The sequence below is a fragment of the Actinomyces provencensis genome, from assembly GCF_900155435.1.
GTDB classification, from domain to species: domain Bacteria; phylum Actinomycetota; class Actinomycetes; order Actinomycetales; family Actinomycetaceae; genus Pauljensenia; species Pauljensenia provencensis.
Genome location: NZ_LT700212.1, coordinates 2,840,657 through 2,855,651 on the forward strand (window position 1 = coordinate 2,840,657; position 14,995 = coordinate 2,855,651).

At 66.4% G+C, this 14,995-nt stretch carries 17 protein-coding genes and 3 pseudogenes; 3 read left to right on the forward strand and 17 right to left on the reverse strand.

Features of this window, described 5'->3' with window-relative positions; translation table 11 throughout:
* Positions 1–19: 19 nt before the first annotated feature.
* Positions 20–1,342, reverse strand: coding sequence for an ABC transporter substrate-binding protein (locus BQ9890_RS12370; RefSeq protein ID WP_075891897.1), 1,323 nt, complete (start codon positions 1,340–1,342; stop codon positions 20–22).
* Positions 1,343–1,522: 180 nt separating this feature from the next.
* On the opposite strand from BQ9890_RS12370, the gene BQ9890_RS12375 reads away from it, so the two are divergent.
* Positions 1,523–2,818, forward strand: a complete 1,296-nt coding sequence (locus BQ9890_RS12375; protein WP_195907673.1) for a glycoside hydrolase family 32 protein — start codon at positions 1,523–1,525, stop codon at positions 2,816–2,818.
* A 105-nt stretch (positions 2,819–2,923) separates the two neighbouring features.
* Complete coding sequence (locus BQ9890_RS12380; protein ID WP_075891901.1) at positions 2,924–4,264, forward strand: right-handed parallel beta-helix repeat-containing protein; 1,341 nt, start codon at positions 2,924–2,926, stop codon at positions 4,262–4,264.
* Positions 4,265–4,445: 181 nt separating this feature from the next.
* Here BQ9890_RS12380 and BQ9890_RS14955 read toward each other — a convergent pair whose 3' ends face one another.
* From BQ9890_RS14955 to BQ9890_RS12410, 8 genes are all read right to left on the reverse strand, one after another.
* Positions 4,446–4,604 carry a transposase gene (locus BQ9890_RS14955; protein WP_195907674.1) on the reverse strand — a complete coding sequence of 53 codons (159 nt, stop codon included), beginning with the start codon at positions 4,602–4,604 and terminating at the stop codon, positions 4,446–4,448.
* Positions 4,601–4,759, reverse strand: coding sequence for a hypothetical protein (locus BQ9890_RS16440; RefSeq protein WP_230297936.1), 159 nt, complete (start codon positions 4,757–4,759; stop codon positions 4,601–4,603). Before BQ9890_RS16440 ends, BQ9890_RS14955 begins: the two co-directional genes overlap by 4 nt.
* Positions 4,756–5,079, reverse strand: a complete 324-nt coding sequence (locus BQ9890_RS16445; RefSeq protein ID WP_230297937.1) for a hypothetical protein — start codon at positions 5,077–5,079, stop codon at positions 4,756–4,758. Before BQ9890_RS16445 ends, BQ9890_RS16440 begins: the two co-directional genes overlap by 4 nt.
* A gap of 264 nt (positions 5,080–5,343) precedes the next feature.
* Entirely contained in the window at positions 5,344–5,550 is a 207-nt protein-coding gene (locus BQ9890_RS16450) for a hypothetical protein (RefSeq protein ID WP_230297938.1), read from the reverse strand.
* Positions 5,547–5,849, reverse strand: a complete 303-nt coding sequence (locus tag BQ9890_RS12395; RefSeq protein WP_230297939.1) for a transposase — start codon at positions 5,847–5,849, stop codon at positions 5,547–5,549. The genes BQ9890_RS16450 and BQ9890_RS12395 overlap by 4 nt, the downstream gene beginning before the upstream one ends.
* A gap of 129 nt (positions 5,850–5,978) precedes the next feature.
* Positions 5,979–6,374: a substrate-binding domain-containing protein gene (locus tag BQ9890_RS15975; protein WP_075891903.1), complete on the reverse strand. Its 396-nt coding sequence runs from the start codon at positions 6,372–6,374 to the stop codon at positions 5,979–5,981.
* Positions 6,371–6,754, reverse strand: a complete 384-nt coding sequence (locus BQ9890_RS12405) for a YchJ family protein (RefSeq protein WP_075891905.1) — start codon at positions 6,752–6,754, stop codon at positions 6,371–6,373. The genes BQ9890_RS15975 and BQ9890_RS12405 overlap by 4 nt, the downstream gene beginning before the upstream one ends.
* A gap of 9 nt (positions 6,755–6,763) precedes the next feature.
* Positions 6,764–7,243: a 2-thiouracil desulfurase family protein gene (locus BQ9890_RS12410; protein WP_075891907.1), complete on the reverse strand. Its 480-nt coding sequence runs from the start codon at positions 7,241–7,243 to the stop codon at positions 6,764–6,766.
* Positions 7,244–7,342: 99 nt separating this feature from the next.
* Here BQ9890_RS12410 and BQ9890_RS12415 point away from each other — a divergent pair, with 99 nt between their 5' ends.
* A complete protein-coding gene (locus BQ9890_RS12415; protein ID WP_075891909.1) occupies positions 7,343–8,197 on the forward strand; it encodes an aldo/keto reductase in 855 nt (284 codons plus the stop codon).
* Between the two features lie 303 nt (positions 8,198–8,500).
* Here the strand turns inward: BQ9890_RS12415 and BQ9890_RS16960 are convergent, their stop codons facing one another.
* From BQ9890_RS16960 to BQ9890_RS12455, 8 genes and pseudogenes are all read right to left on the reverse strand, one after another.
* On the reverse strand, positions 8,501–8,815 hold the full coding sequence (locus BQ9890_RS16960) for an HNH endonuclease (RefSeq protein WP_075891912.1): 315 nt from the start codon (positions 8,813–8,815) through the stop codon (positions 8,501–8,503).
* Positions 8,816–8,976: 161 nt separating this feature from the next.
* A pseudogene (locus tag BQ9890_RS16965) lies at positions 8,977–9,711 on the reverse strand (DUF222 domain-containing protein); the annotation flags it as partial.
* Positions 9,712–9,734: 23 nt separating this feature from the next.
* Positions 9,735–10,256 (reverse strand): annotated as a pseudogene (locus BQ9890_RS12430) (transposase); the annotation flags it as partial.
* Between the two features lie 109 nt (positions 10,257–10,365).
* Entirely contained in the window at positions 10,366–11,358 is a 993-nt protein-coding gene (locus BQ9890_RS12435) for a tyrosine-type recombinase/integrase (protein ID WP_075891916.1), read from the reverse strand.
* Positions 11,355–12,296, reverse strand: coding sequence for a tyrosine-type recombinase/integrase (locus BQ9890_RS12440; protein WP_075891918.1), 942 nt, complete (start codon positions 12,294–12,296; stop codon positions 11,355–11,357). Before BQ9890_RS12440 ends, BQ9890_RS12435 begins: the two co-directional genes overlap by 4 nt.
* The gene (locus BQ9890_RS12445) at positions 12,293–13,513 is read right to left on the reverse strand and encodes a site-specific integrase (RefSeq protein ID WP_075891920.1); all 1,221 of its coding nucleotides are present in this window, start codon (positions 13,511–13,513) and stop codon (positions 12,293–12,295) included. The genes BQ9890_RS12440 and BQ9890_RS12445 overlap by 4 nt, the downstream gene beginning before the upstream one ends.
* Before the next feature lie 132 nt (positions 13,514–13,645).
* Positions 13,646–14,500: pseudogene (locus BQ9890_RS12450) on the reverse strand (IS256 family transposase); the annotation flags it as partial.
* Between the two features lie 26 nt (positions 14,501–14,526).
* Positions 14,527–14,838 carry a hypothetical protein gene (locus BQ9890_RS12455; RefSeq protein WP_143226345.1) on the reverse strand — a complete coding sequence of 104 codons (312 nt, stop codon included), beginning with the start codon at positions 14,836–14,838 and terminating at the stop codon, positions 14,527–14,529.
* Positions 14,839–14,995 lie beyond the last annotated feature (157 nt).

The following is a 14,995-nucleotide window of genomic DNA, read 5'->3' on the forward strand; positions in this document are numbered from 1 at the left end:
CGACGCCGCACCCGGTGCGCTACTTGCTGATGATGCCTTCAACCTGAGCCTTGGCGTCGTCAAGCAGCTGCTGGTTGTCGGCTCCTGGCACCACTGCCTTCTGGATCATCGGGATCAGGACCGTGTCCACGATCTCCTGCCAGTTCGGGTTTGCCGGGCGGGGGATCGTCGACTCCGCTTTGAGTGTCTCGATGAGAGGCTTGTAGTTCTCATAACCGGGTTCGTTCTCGAACTTCTCAAGGACGGAGATCCTTGAGGCGAGGCCCAGCGATGTGTCCACCGAGAGCTCATTGTGGTCATAGGCGTACTGCACGAACTCCAACGCCTTGTCCTGTTTCTGGGTCGCTGTGGGGACGGAGAGGTACCAGGCTCCCGGCACTCCGGCCACTCCCCCGGGCCCACCGATCATCGTGGCGACTCCGACATTGCCCTTGACGGGGGAGTCGTCCGGGATCTGCTTGTAGGCGTGGGCCCAGAATCGCATCATGGCAAGTTGGCCTTGGTTGAAGAGGTTCTGAGACCCAGCCCAGTCCAGCTGGGCTGATCCGGAAGGCGCATATGGCAGCAGGCTGGTGTAGAAGTCCAGAGCCTTCTTGCTGTTCTCGTTGCCGAGGGAGACGGAGCCGTCTGCGCCGACTACCATGTTCTTCTCGCCTGTCTGTGAGAGCGTGGCCAGCCACTCGGTCTCCACTGCGCCCTTGACATCGGTCCCGTAGAGGTCCGTCTGTCCGTCTCCGTCGGTGTCCTGGGTGAAGAACTGTGCGACGTCGGTGTACTGCTCCCATGTGGTGGGCGGGACGAGGTCGTACCCGTACTTCGCCTTGAAGTTTGCCTGCTGGGTTGGGTCATCGAAGAGGTCTGTGCGGTAGTAGAGAATCTCTGCGTTGGTCCACGCAGGCATGCCGACGTACCTCCCGTCGACGTTTGCCTCCGTCACCAAAGATGGGAACAGGTCGGACTTCACGTCGTCGGTGTACATGTCGTCCAGAGGGGTTAGCGCGTCGGCGAAGGCCGGCAGCCAGATTGCGTCTATCGCCGCCACGTCGAACGAGAGAGATCCCGAACTCAACTCACTGTTGAGCCGGTTGTAGAGACCGTCGTAGGGAAGCTCGACAAAGGTGACCGTGGTGCCGGTGTCCTTCTCGAACTGGTCGGCAATCGGTTTGAGCTCACCGTGGCCACCGGCCTCGACGAGCACCGTGATCGAGTCATCACCGGAAGCGGCAGTGCCGCCGCCTGCGCCGCACCCTGCGAGGGTGAGCGCCGAGACAGCGGCGAGGATCCCGACTGTGGCAGCCGGGGCGCGATGAGCCTGAGGCCCGAACGTGCGGCGAAGCGTCATTACTTCGACTCCAGTTTCTGTGCGGCATTGCATGATGGCAGGGCGGCCCGAGGCCGCCCTGGACCAGGACCCTGCGTCCTGACGAGATGACAATACGTTTTGCCAAAACGTCTTGTCAAGGTCATGATGATCTCAGTGCGGACTCCCACCGACGATGTCCGCTTGAAGGAGGCGCCGCACATGGCCATCGACGACACCCGCCCCCTCATTCACTTCACACCTCACGTGGGGTGGATGAACGACCCACTCGCCCTGACGTGGCACGACGGTCTCTACCACCTGTTCTTCCAATACGTTCCGGGGCGCACCACCTGGGCGCCCGAGTGCCGGTGGGGGCATGCCACTTCGGATGACCTGGTCCACTGGAGCGAGCACTCGCCGATCCTTGGGCCGGGAGATGGTGATGACGGCGCCTGGTCGGGCTCCCTCGTCATCGATCCAGACACAGGGCCAGCCATCTTCTACACCTCCGTGACGGTGCCCGACTTCGGCGTGGGGCGCATCCGCGTGGCTCGTCCGCGTGATTCGGGCTGGAGTGAATGGGTCAAGGGTGATGTTGTCGTAGAGGCCACCCGTAGCGACCTGATCGCGTTTCGAGACCCCTATGTCTTCCGTGATGCGGACTGCTGGCGCATGCTCGTCGGAACGGCGATCCGAGGCGGAGTCGCGGCCGCGTCCTCCTACTCCTCGAGCGACCTGAGGATTTGGCGCTACGACGGTCTGGCGGCGTTCCGTGCCACATCGGTTAACGAACCGGTGTGGACGGGATCCCTGTGGGAGTGCCCGCAGCTCTTCGAGATCGGTGGTCGACACATCCTGATCACTTCCGTGTGGGACGACGATGAGCTGCATTACGTGGCCTACGGCGTCGGTCGCTACGCCGATGGCCGTTTTTCAGCGGATTCGTGGCATCGCCTCACCTACGGTGACGGCTACTATGCGCCTTCCTTCTTTCGCGACGATGAGGGGCGACCGTGCCTGATCTTCTGGATTCGAGGGGTGATGGACCAGGACCAGGAACGGGCCAGCGCGTTGAGTGTGCCCCATCTCCTGGCCCTCGACGGTGACGTTCTCCAACTCCAACCGCACCCTGTCCTCGAGCGTCGTGCGACCAGTGTGATCACTCCAACGCGTCTCGGATCCGAGCAGACATGGAGGATCACCTGGCCTGCCACCGAGGGGCACCTCACTGTCGGTGAGGGAAGCGAGGCGCTGATCCTGGAGATGCACACGGGTCATCTGTCTGTCTCCCTGGGGGATGCGAAGGTGGATCTCAGAACACGGGGAGACTCCGTCACGATCATCATCGACAGGCAGGTCGTTGAGATCTTCACCGGCTCCTCGGTGGCGGCGTTCGGGACCGAGGGTGTGATCCAAGGGCTGCTGCGGACTTCTGGGCATCCGGTGACCAGCGTTCGGAGCTTGGAGTACGCAAGATCGAGCCAGTCTCGGCAGGTGGAGGCGCACGCTGAGTGACGGGAAGCGCAGTGTGACGTCTCGTCGTGTTCAGTCCATTGGAGTCCCGTGGTGCAAGTCCACTAGAGGCTGGTCCCACAGCACAACGACATAAGGGTGATAGCCATGCCAAGCGAAAACAACTACGACGTGACCACCTGGCCCGTGGGTGATCCTGCGGAGGACATCGGAGAGGTCATCAATAGCATCATCGCTGACGTCAAACGCCGCCAAGCGGATGTCGATGTGGACGAGGGCGGAAAGCCCGGAGCAGTGATCCGCATCCCCCCAGGCGACTACCGGCTCCGAACCCAGGTTCTGATCGACATCAGCTTCCTCAGGATTGAGGGCTCCGGGCACGGTTTCACTTCCTCGAGCATTAGGTTCAACGTCTCCGAAGAGGACTGGACTGACCTGCACGAGCTGTGGCCCGGAGGCAGCCGCATCGCGGTGAGCATCCCCCTGGGAGACGATGCCCAAGAAGCCGAAGGAGCCGCCTTCCGAGTTGCAAGAAATGGAAGCCCACGCATCAGCTCGGTGGAGTTCTCGAACTTCTGCATCGATGGCGTCCACTTCGAACCGGACGGCACGACGATCGATCCGGAGAACTCCTATGTCAACGGCAAGACGGGAATCTACGTCGCAGATGCGAATGACTCGTTCCGCATCACCGACATGGGATTCGTCTACCTGGAGCACGCCCTCACCATCAACAATGCAGATGCGCTCACGATTCGTGGCAACTTCATCGCCGAATGTGGGAGTTGCATTGAGCTTCGCGGGTGGGGACAGGCGTCGATGATCACCGCCAACCTGATCGGAGCGGGTTTCAAGGGCCACTCCATCTACGTCGAGCATCACGGTGGACTTCTTGTCACTGCGAACAACGTCTTCCCGCGTGGTTCGAGCAGCATCTACTTCAGGGGAGTCACTCGTTCGAGCATCACGAACAACCGCCTGCACTCCTTCTATCCAGGGATGGTGGTGCTCGATGCGAACAGTTCGGAGAACCTCGTTGCTACCAATCACCTCCTGCGTGACCATGAGCCCTGGACTCCGTTCCTGGAGATCGACAACGGTCTGGACGACGTGCGCGGCCTCCTCTGTGTCAGTGGCAATGACAACTCCATCATCGGGAACCACTTCTCCCTGGTCATCAACTCTCGACGGGTGCGTCCAGCTGGTGCGACTCCAGTCATCATCAGACTTGAGGCGGGAAGTCACAATTACGTCTCGAGCAATCACGCCGTCGCGAAGGATGCCTTGGTGAACTCGGGGAGCAGTGCCTTCGAGGCCCAAGTCGATGCCTTGTTGGCGACTGAGGTCTCAGAGGAACTCGCTGTCAGCACCGTGTTGGTCCAAAATGAGGCGACTCACAACACGATTCTCGACTCTGGGAGCGACACCGAGGTGATTGCGGATCGTGCGATCAACGCAGTCCGAGCGACGCCCAAGCTTGGCTGCTGACAACGCCAGAGCTGGAGTTCGTCGTGGCCAGACAGAGCCTTGGGATTGCCGTAGAGACTGTGTGAGAGGAGCCACTATCCATGAGCCTCCCCCACTGCGGTGGCAGGTAACTCTAGAGCTACCAGCCATCCATCGAAGGTCCACTGGCCATGGGATGTCGGCGAAACTAGAACGTGTCTCCTCATGGGCGTTGCCAGGTGAGGATGGCGCAGAGGGTGACGCTGGATCGGCAGGTGATGGGGAGTTCCTCGTAGCGGGTCTCGATGCCCTTCCATTGCTTGGAGAGGGCGAAGAGCCGTTCCACGACGTTGCGGCCCTTGTAGGCATTGTCCCGCGTCAAGTAGGTGGCAGGATTTCTTCTCTTTCGAAGTTGGGGGTGGTCGGGTCGGCCAGTCCCAGGTGCACCTCCATCGGCCGGTTCCAGGCGATCGCCTGGTGAGGTCGGACGGTGTTGTTCTCGAGCCGGTAGTCCTCGGCGCGCTCCACGAGCGTCATGGCGTCGGGGACGTCTCGAGGAACAGTCGCTCGTACTTCAGCGTCCCGAATCCGTGTTCGCGTGATCCGTTCTGGCCCGGTGGCTTCACCCGGGTGGGGGCGTGCCGCAGCTCGGGGTGGCCCATGATAAACAGCTCGAAGTTCAGCGACCGAAACGGGCCGCCGTTATCGGTGACGATCGTCACCACTGGCATCAGCTCTCCCGTCTCCGGGTCGACCTGACACCGGTCGACGAGCGGGTGGCCGAACAGGCGCTCGCACTCGGCGAAAGCGAGTTTGATCGCGGCGATCGCGTCGTACCGGTTCGCGGTCGGCGACACGTGGAATGGGTGCTCCACCTTCGAGAACCAGTCCCGGCACCCCGCGATCCGCCAGGTCCCACCGGTCGTGGTCTCGAACTCGCTGAAGTTGAGCTGCCAGACCTGGTTGGCCCGGTCGGGTTGTTCGCGAACGCCGCCTTGTGCTCCTTGGCGAGCTCACGGCGTTGCTTCTGATACTGCCCAGGGCAGGATCAGCCTGTCATCGCGCAGCAGCCGCAGCACGGTCGTCTGCGAGATCTTGTGGCCGTCGTGGCGGGTCAGCGCTCAGATCTTCCAATGCCCCCACGCCGACTTCGCCAACGCATGTTTCACCACCAGCGGCCGGGCGGCGTCGCGGGCCGGTTGCGGCCACGGTCCCTTCGGCGGCTGCTCCCGCTTCGCCTTGGCCTGCCAGCGCCGCCAGGTGCGCTCGGGCATGTCGATCAGCTTGCACAACCTCGCGGCCGACATGCCCGCCTCGATGCAGATCACCTCGAGGTCCTCGAAGGGCCCACCCGGCCCTCCGCTGACTTCTCCCACACCCGGATCTCGACCGCCGCCTCACCCAGAGCCTGGGTCAGCTCGGCGACTTCATCCTCGAGCTGCTGCTCTCGAGTCGACGGCCCGGACTTGCCGACCTCGATCCCCACCCTTCCCGCCTCGAGGAACTGGCGTTTCCAGTTCCCAACCTCCTTCTCGGAGACCTTCTCCCGGCGCGCGGCCTCGGCAATCGTGATCTCACCTTGCGGCACGGACAACACAATGCGGAGCTCCTTCTCCACAGGGATCATCGCTGGACGACTCATGACATTCAGACCCTTCAACTGGAGCGCTGCACCAGCAACCAACCACCCCTGCCACATAGCCTGACGCGCGACAACAACACCCCCCGGATCATCAAACACAACAGGGGCAAGACATCATGCCGCAGGCCACCGGCCCGGACCCGCAGTCCCGGGCCCACCAACAAGATAACCGGGGGAATCCACGGCACGCATTTCCGCGCTGTCCTGCACCATGGACGTGGCGGCGGTGCCCGTCTCCCAGTGGGGCAGCCTCAGGGTCGTGACCGGCGGCCGAAGAAAGGTGGTCAGCTGTTCATCGTCAAAGGAGATGACGGACAAGGTCGTGGGTATGGACAGACCCAGTTCCTGCGCCACTGAGCAGACGCCGAAGGCCACGCGGTCCTTCGCGACGATGATCGCGGTGACGTCGGGCTGCGCCACGAAGTCTCTGGCGGCGCGATGACCCAAGTCGGGCTCCCAGTCGATCCCTCTCCCCCGGCGCTCATGGACGACCCGGCCCGGGGCCGTCACTCCTCGATCAGTTCCCCGTCCAGGCAGAACCAGCGGCCCGCGCGACGGGCGAACCGGGAGATCTCGTGGACCTCCCCCGTGACGCCGTCGTCGCGTCTCCAGGAGGCGATGAACTCGACGGTGCCGGCGAGCTCCCCCTCCCCGCCGCCGGACGTGCGGAGGACCTGCAGACCCGTCCACGTGATGTCGCGAGCCGCGTACGGTCCCGGCGGGCGGGTGCGGGGGTGCCAGGTGCGGAACAGGTGGTCCTCGTCGCCCCGGACGAAGGCGCTGTACCGCGAACGCATCAGGGCCTCGGCCGTGGGGGCGGCGGAGCCGTCCAGGAACGGCCCGCAGCACCCGTCGAGGTCGCGACCGGATCCACAGGGGCAGGAGGACATGGGTGAAGGCTATCGCCCTCCGCGGAGCGCCCTCGTCGAGATGCCGTTCTCCTGCAGGAGCGCTGCGAGGACCCCGTCCCCGTCGCCGAGGGAGCCCGAGTGCGTGCCGTCGTAGATGCGGCCACACCCGCAGGAGGGGCTGCGCGCCTGCAGGACGGCCTCCTGCGCCCCGTGCTCGCGCGCGACGGCGGCGGTCCGTCCGGCGCCCTCGAGGAACTGCGCCGTGACGTCCTCACCGGTGTCGGTGAGGACCCGGGCGTGTCCGCGCAGGACGTCGTGCCCGTCCCCACCCACGATCTCCGCAGGCGCACGGGGAGTGTCCAGTCCGCCGAGCTGCTCAGCGCAGACCGGAATGGCCCCGCCCTCCTCGACGAGGGCGACGATCCCGGGATCGGGCTTCGACCGTCCGTCGTAGCGGCAGGGGAGTCCCGCCAGGCAGGCACTGACGAGGACGGGCGGGGTCGTCCGGGGTTCCCTCGTACCGTCCATGAACTCGCGTCCTCCCCTGTCATCGCCCCGGCCGCACCCGCAGTGCCGGTGCCGGGCCCAGCGGATGCACCTGTGGGGGTGCGCGCCTAGCGTGGACCCATGGACCGACCGTCAGCACCATCCTCCACCGTCACCCTCCCATCGGGCAGGACCGTCCCCCCACTGGGCCAGGGAACCTGGCACATGGGGGACAGGCCCGACCGCCGGGAACGCGAGATCGCCACCCTGCGCGAGGGCCTCGACCTCGGTCTCACGGTGGTCGACACGGCCGAGATGTACGGCGACGGACGCTCGGAGCGTCTGGTCGGGGAGGCGCTCGCGGGCAGGCGGGATGACGCGTTCCTGGTGACCAAGGTGCTTCCCTCCCATGCCACGCGCCGTGGCGTGCAGGACTCCTGCGAGGCCAGTCTGCGCCGTCTGGGCACGGACCACGTCGACCTGTACCTCCTGCACTGGCGGGGCCGGGTGCCCCTGGAGGAGACGATCGAGGGGTTCCGTGACCTCGTCGGTCGTGGACTCATCGGAGGGTGGGGTGTGTCCAACCTGGACGTCGATGATCTGGCCGACCTGCCGGAGGGACAGGTTCCGGAGGTCGACCAGGTGCTCTACAACCTGTCGCGTCGCTGGCCGGAACCGGCGCTGCTGCCCAAACTCCGTGCCCGTGGTGTCGCCATGATGGCCTACTCCCCGATCGAGCAGGGTCGGATCCTCGGCTCCGACGCCCTGGGGCGGGTGGCCGGGCGCCACGGAGTGTCCCCGGCGCGCGTGGCTCTGGCCTGGGTGCTCACGCACCCCGGCGTCATCGCGATCCCCCAGGCCTCCAGTCCTGGGCACGTGCGTGACAACGCCGCCGCGCGGGCACTGGCCGCCGAGCTGGATGCGCAGGACCTGGCAGTCCTCGAGGCGGACTTCCCCGCACCGACGGAGTCCGCCCCCGCCATGGAGGAGCTCTGAGCGGACGGGATGGCGGTCCGCACCGGACCCAGTGCCTGGTCTCCTGCGCCGGACCCCTCGGGTCGGTGACCCGGCAGTCCTCTCCGTGTGTGTCAGGCGGCGGGTGCTCCGCTGCGGGCCGGGATCTTCGCGACGCCGCCACGGTGCGCGCGGAGACCGAGTCACTGCTGGACCGCGTCCTCCTCATCGCCAGCAACGGGATGTGCAACCGTTTCTCGCGTTCTGACAACTGAGGGGGTGTGGCGGCGCGGTCTGGGGCTCGGTCCGCGTGGTGTTGGGGTCCGGGGTGGGTGTGGGGTGGTGTCAGGCGGCTGGGGCTCTGGTGTGGGGCAGTGGTGGTGGTCGGGTGGTGTGGGTGTGTCCGGTGGGTGTGGTCAGGGTGATGGTGCCGTCGGGGTGGGCGTGTGCGTCCCAGCCGGGTGCTTCCTTGGTCTGGTTGCAGTGGATGCACAGGCCTTGGCCGTTGGTGGCAGTGGTGGGGCCTCCGTTGCGTGCGGGCGTGACGTGGTCGATGTGGGCGATGGGTGCCCCGCACCAGGGCGTGCGGCAGGTGTTGGCGTCGCGGGTGGCGATGTAGCGGCGCAGGCCGGGTGGGAAGAGGCGGCGGGTGGATTCCATGGCGATGAGTTGGCCGGTTGTGGGGTGGGCGTAGAGGCGTCGGATCCACTGACGGGTCTGGGTCTCGGTGTCATTGGGGGTGTGCCACTGCCACTGCCGGTGCCATTGTCGCGGTCGTCGCCGGAGCCACTGCCACTGGTGGTGTGGGTGAGGAGTCGTCGGGCGATGGTGGGTGGGACGGGTCCGTAGCCGATGAGGCGTGCGGGGGTGTCGCCCTGTCCCAGGAGGGTGTCGTCGGTGATGACGAGGCGGACCTCGATGGGGACTGTCTCGGGTCTGTCCTGTCCGGTGATGCGGGTGACGAGGGTGTCGGCCATGACCTGTGCGCGTGCGCGCGCGTCCCCTGTGGCGTGGGCGGATTCGGCGGCGCGCAGGAGGGCTGCGTGGACGGCGACGCCCTGGGCTGCGGGTAGGAGGGCGGTGATGAGGGCCATGCAGGCGGGGGCGGGGCGGATGGTGACGTGGCGGTCCCCCTCCGCCCGCTCGATGTGGGTGACCATGGCGTGGGGGTCCAGGGTGTAGGCGATGTGTCGGGCGTGGGTGGAGACTTCCCGGTTGGACCAGGAGGGGAGGCCTTCTGCGAGTTCCCGGTCGGCCACCCGCCGGTCCTGGGGGTCCAGGCAGGCGGTCTCCTTGGCCACGAGGGTGGCCCTGTACTCACTGATGCGCCCGGCGGCGAGGTGGGCGAGGGTGTGGGGGAGTTCGGTGTGCAGGGCGGTGGCGAGTCCGAGGAGGGTGCGGGCGCGGTGGGGGGACTCGCGGCGTGCCAGGGCGATCTCACTGACGACACTGCGGTGCGCGGCCTCGCGTTCCCCTGGGGTGGTGGCCCGGGTCTCGCGGGCGTCCTCCAGGGCGAGGGCCGCATGGGTCTGGGCTGCGCTGCACGAGCCTGTCAACTGAACTGTGTGTGGGGTGGTTTTCAGAGGTAGGGGTTGATGCGGTCGGGGTAGGCGACTGCGAGTTGGGCGAGGGCCTGCTTCCAGTTGGTGGTGGCGCGTCCTTCCATCATGGTGGCTGGCACTGGTCGGCGGAGGTTGCGAGGCTTCCCCATCTCCTTTTGCCGGGCCCGGGCTCTCTTGTCCTCGATGTTCATGATGCCCAGCCATAGCAACTTGATGGCAGCGTCGTCGGAGGGGAAGTGGCCCCTGTTCTTGGTGATCTTGCTCATCTGGTAGTTGAAGGACTCAATCGCGTTGGTGGTGTAGATGACCCGGCGAAGCTCTGGAGGGAATGCCAGGAAGGGCGTGAACTTCTCCCAGGCCCTCTCCCAAGCTGCCGCGGTCGTGGGGTACTTGACTCCCCACGGTCCTTCGGTGAAGGCCTGGAGGGCTTCCAGGGCCACGTCCTCACCAGGGGCGGTGTAGATGGGCTTGAGTGCAGCTGCCACGGCCTTGCGGTCCTTGTAGTTGACGAACCTCATGGAGGCCCGCAGGAGGTGGACGTTATGCCGATGTCGGCATAACGTCCATTATGCCGATGTCCGGGTTATGCCGATGGTGCGGGTGGTTCCCTTGGGGCGCGTGGGTTCCGCGCTGGTGAGGTCGGCATAATCAGAGGGCTTCGAGCCAGGCCAGGAGGGTGTCTGGGGGTCGGTATCGGCTGTCTTGCGGCCGGCCGGGTGGGCTGGTGCGGGCGAGGGCCTTCTCTTTCAGGGTCATGTCTGCGTGCAGGTAGATCTGTGTGGTTTCGACGCTGGAGTGTCCGAGCCACAGTGCGATCACGCTGGTGTCGACGCCGGCGTGCAGGAGTCGCATCGCGGTGGTGTGCCGGAGCACGTGCGCGGTGACGGTCTTGCCGCGCAGCGACGGGGAGGCGCTGCTGGCCTGGGTGGTGTAGTGCGCGAGGCGGCGCTCGATCGCGTCCCGGCTGAGTCGGGTGCCGCGCCGCGATGGGAACAGCGGGGCGTCCGGGTCCGCGCCGAGTTCGGCGATCCAGGCGCGCAGCACGGTGACGGTGGCTTGGGTGAGCGGGGTGATCCGGTCCTTGCGGCCTTTGCCGTGGCAGGCGACGTGCGGCCCTGCGCTGAGGTGCACGTCGTGTGGTGTGAGGGCGAGCAGTTCGGAGATCCGCAGCCCGGTCTGGGTGGCAAGCAGCAGCAGGGCGTGGTCGCGCCTCCCCGTCCAGGTGCCCGCGTCGCAGGCGGCCAGCAGCGCGTCGACCTCGTCCTCGGTGAGGTAGGCGATCACGGCCCGGTCGAACCGTTTGGGTGGGATCGCGAGGACCCGGGCGATGCTGTCGGCGTGCTCGGGATGGGTCAGCGCCGCGTAGCGGAACAGGGAGTGGATCGCGGAGAGTCTGGCGTTTCGGGTGCGGACGCTGTTGGCGCGCTCGTGCTCGAGGTGGTCCAGGAAGCTGCCGATCATCGGTGCGTCCAGCTGGTCGATGTCCAGCCGTGACGGTGCGGTGCCCGTCTGCGCGGTGACGTAGCCGAGCAGCAGCCGCATGGTGTCCCGGTAGGCGGCGATGGTGTGATCGCTGGCGTTTCGTTGCCGGATCAGCCGGTCGGTGAAGAACGCCTGCAGGGTGGGTGCGAGGGCGCTCATGATCGTGCCCTCGACTCCCCGGTCAGGTGGGCTTCGAGGCGTTGCCCGGCCAGGGCCATCAGCTCCGGCGCTGCGGACAGATACCAGTAGGTGTGGCGGGGGTGGACATGACCAAGCCATGTCGACAGCAGCGTGAGCCGGGCCTGCCCGTCTTCACCTGCGACGTAGGCGTCGAGCATCGTGTTGACGGCGAAAGTATGTCGCAGGTCGTGGATGCGTGGCCGGCATGATGGCGACCGCGGCGTCAGGGCGACGCCCTGGACGAGCCGGTGGAATGTGTTGTGGACGTTGCAGTAGATCAGCCGAGTCCCGGCGGTGGAGACGAAGAACGCCGGTGTTCCCGTCCGCGGCGCGGACCTGTCACGCAGCCGACGGTAGGCGCGCAGCGCGTCTATCGTGCTGGGATGCAGTGCGAGTTCCCGGGTCTTGGCGAACTTCCCGGACCGGACCGTGAGCCGCCCGTCTGCAAGGTCGACGTCGCCACGGTCCAGCCCGATCGCCTCCCCGATCCGGATCCCGGTGGTCGCGAGCAGCCCGATCAGCGTCGCGAACGTGGCCTGGCGCAGCGGGGTGCGCAGCGCCTGGGTGGCGGCGATCAGCGCCGCGATCTCGACATCGGAGTACAGATACGGACTGGCGCGCAGCGGCCGTTGCGGCAGCAGCCCTCGCGCGGGGACCTCGTGGACCGGGTTGATCGCATGCAGATAGGTGGCGAAACCGCGGACCACACCCAGCCGGTAGGCCCACCAGTTCGAGGCTCCACTTGCCGGCTGCCGCGCCCAGTCCAGCGCGCCGGCGACGGTGACCACCTCCTCGCCATGGTGTTCGAGGTGCTCCAGGAACTGGTTGAGCAGCTTCTCCGGTCGCTCCAGCCGGTAGCCCAGCGCGCGACGCAGCGTCAGGTAGTCGGCGAGCTGATCCCTCAACGGCCCGGTCATGACACACCGTCCTCGACGATGCTCGGCCAGGGTCTGGCCAGCGCGCGGAGCGCGTCGCGGTCGACCTTGGCGTAGATCGCGGTGCTCAGCACGGACCTGTGACGCAGCACCTGCCCGACCTCCGGCAGCGGGCTGCCGGCGCGGAGCATCGCAGTCGCAGCGGTATGCCGCAGCCGATGCGCGTGCATCTTCGGGAGCCCCGCGCGCTGCGCAGCGTCGAACACGATCATCGTGATCCCGCCGGCGGTCAACCCGCGTAGCGGCGCGTGGACCCTGACGAACACACTGCGCCCTTCCGCGCTGGCCGGGCGGCCGCGGCGCAGATACGCCGCGATCGCCTTCCCCACGTCGGGTGGCAGCGGCAGCTTCTCGCTCCGGTTGCCCTTCCCGACAACGGTGAGCTCGCCGCGCCGCCAGTCGATGTCATCCAGCCCGAGCCGCGCGACCTCCCCGGCACGCAGTCCCAGCCGGGACAACAGCACCATCACCGCATAGTCCCTTCGACCCGTCGGCGTGCGCCTGTCGCAGCTGCCCAGCAGCCGCGCGAGCTGACCCGGCTCCAGTCCCTTCGCCAGACTGGAGAGCTTCCACCCCGCCACCGACGGCACCGCCCCAGCCAGCGACACCGGCAGCTGCCCGGTCAGGTACAGCCATCCCAGCAGCGACCGCAGCGCGCAGACGATCAGCTTCGCCGAACCGATCGCCCTACCCGGGCAGACCGTCCCAATGAAGCCGGTGACGTCGGCCGCGCTGATCCCAGCAAGATCCAGCGCGCTGCCGCGCAGCCGGGTGGTCACGAACGGGCGGACGTTGTCCACGTAGCCGCGAGCCGTCCCTGCGGTCACTCCGCGCTCGACGAGCAGGTACCTGCGGTAGGACCCCAGCAGCTCCTCGACCGGACCGAGCGCGGCAGGCTCCTCTACCGGCAACACACCCAACGGCGACAGATACCCCAGCAGAGGCGCGAGCGCCTTCATCGACAAGTACTCCCGATACCCCGCCGCGCGCCGCTGTCCCAGATACCGCTGCAGCGTCGGCGTGCTCAACCCGCCCAGGCCGACGCCCTCGGCGAGCATCCAGCGATCCAGATGGGCGACGAAACACACCTGCTGATCGGCACCACCACTCGAATAGCCGCGACGAAGCAACTCGCCCACGAACCCGGCCGCATACGGCTCCAACGGGCCGCACACGATCGAACGCAACACCTTGACCATGACCTCTCCTCTCCAAGAACGGATGAGAAGAGCGTCGATCAGATCACCGGATTATGCCGACCTCGCCAGCGCGGAACCCACGCGCCCCAAGGGAACCACCCGCACCATCGGCATAACCCGGACATCGGCATAATGGACGACGCAGGTCTGGACGATGGCCTGAGGCCAGGTCGCCTCGATCGCTTCGGGGAAGCCGGAGAGCCCGTCGGTGCACACGATGAGGACATCCTTGACGCCCCTGTTGGCCAGATCCGCGCACACCCCCGCCCAGAATGACGCGCCTTCCTTGGCCTGGACCCAGATCCCCAGGACGTGCTTGATGCCCTCCATGTCGACCCCGATGGCGATGTGAGCGGCGCGGTTCGCGACCTTGCCGGCGTCCTTGATCTTGACCACGATCGCATCGAGGTACATCACGGGATAGAAGGCCTCCAGGGGGCGGGCCTGCCACTTCTTGACTTCCTCCATGACCGCGTCGGTGATGTTGGAGATCGTCTCGGGGCTCAGCTCCGTGCCGATGGTGGAGGCGAGATGATGCTGGATCTCCCGGATCGTCATGCCGCCCGCATACAAGCTGATGATCATGTCATCGAGGCCCCCTAGGCGGCGTGACCTCTTGGGCACCAAGCGGGCAGTGTTGGTCCCCTCCCTGTCTCGGGGCACGTCCAAGTCGATGTCCCCAACCTCGGACGCCACCGTCTTGTGGGTCGTCCCGTTGCGTATGTTGGGGGCACCGCGCCCCTCCGGGGCACCCTTCTCAAAGCCCAAGTGGTCGGTAAGCTCCGCTTGCAGGCCCCGCTCGAGGGCGGCTCTGATCAAGGCAGGTACCACGCCGCCCTTGCCGGTCAGCTGCACGCCACCGGCGTCGATGGAGGCGAAGAGTTCATCCAGCTTGCCCGAGGCAGCCAGCTCATCGACCAGCTCTTGGCCTGTCGGGGCACACGTCACGGGCGTCTCTCCTGCGGTGTCGGAATCGTCGGTGTTCATCAAGGGTCAATCCAATCAGTCGACCCTCACACACAGAACAGTTGACACCCTCCGCTGCACTGGTTCTTGATGTCCTCGAGTTGCCCGATGAGGTCAACGAGCTCCCTCTCACTGCACGCCTCCACCAGGGTGGCCCCGTCACGCAGGAGCGCGGAGATCCCCGCCAGGCTCTCCACTCCCGCCGGGCCCCCAGATCCCGTCGGACCCACCACCCCCGTCGGGCCCTTGGGGCCGGGCATCTCCCGGCCCGACACGGGCGCAGTGGACTCCCGCCCCGGCAGGGCCCAGGTGCTGGCCTGCCCCGGTGGGGCCATTGGGAGGGAGGTCGGTGCTTCCATGACCCCATCGTAGTAGAACACATGTTCGACCACCAGTGTTCCCCAAAATCTGTGGACAACTTCCTGGCCGCCCCATTCCTGTGGACAACCATTGACACGGATGACGCCGCGAGCCCGTGCGGGGACCCGCGTCAGGAGTGGTTGACCAGCTCCACAG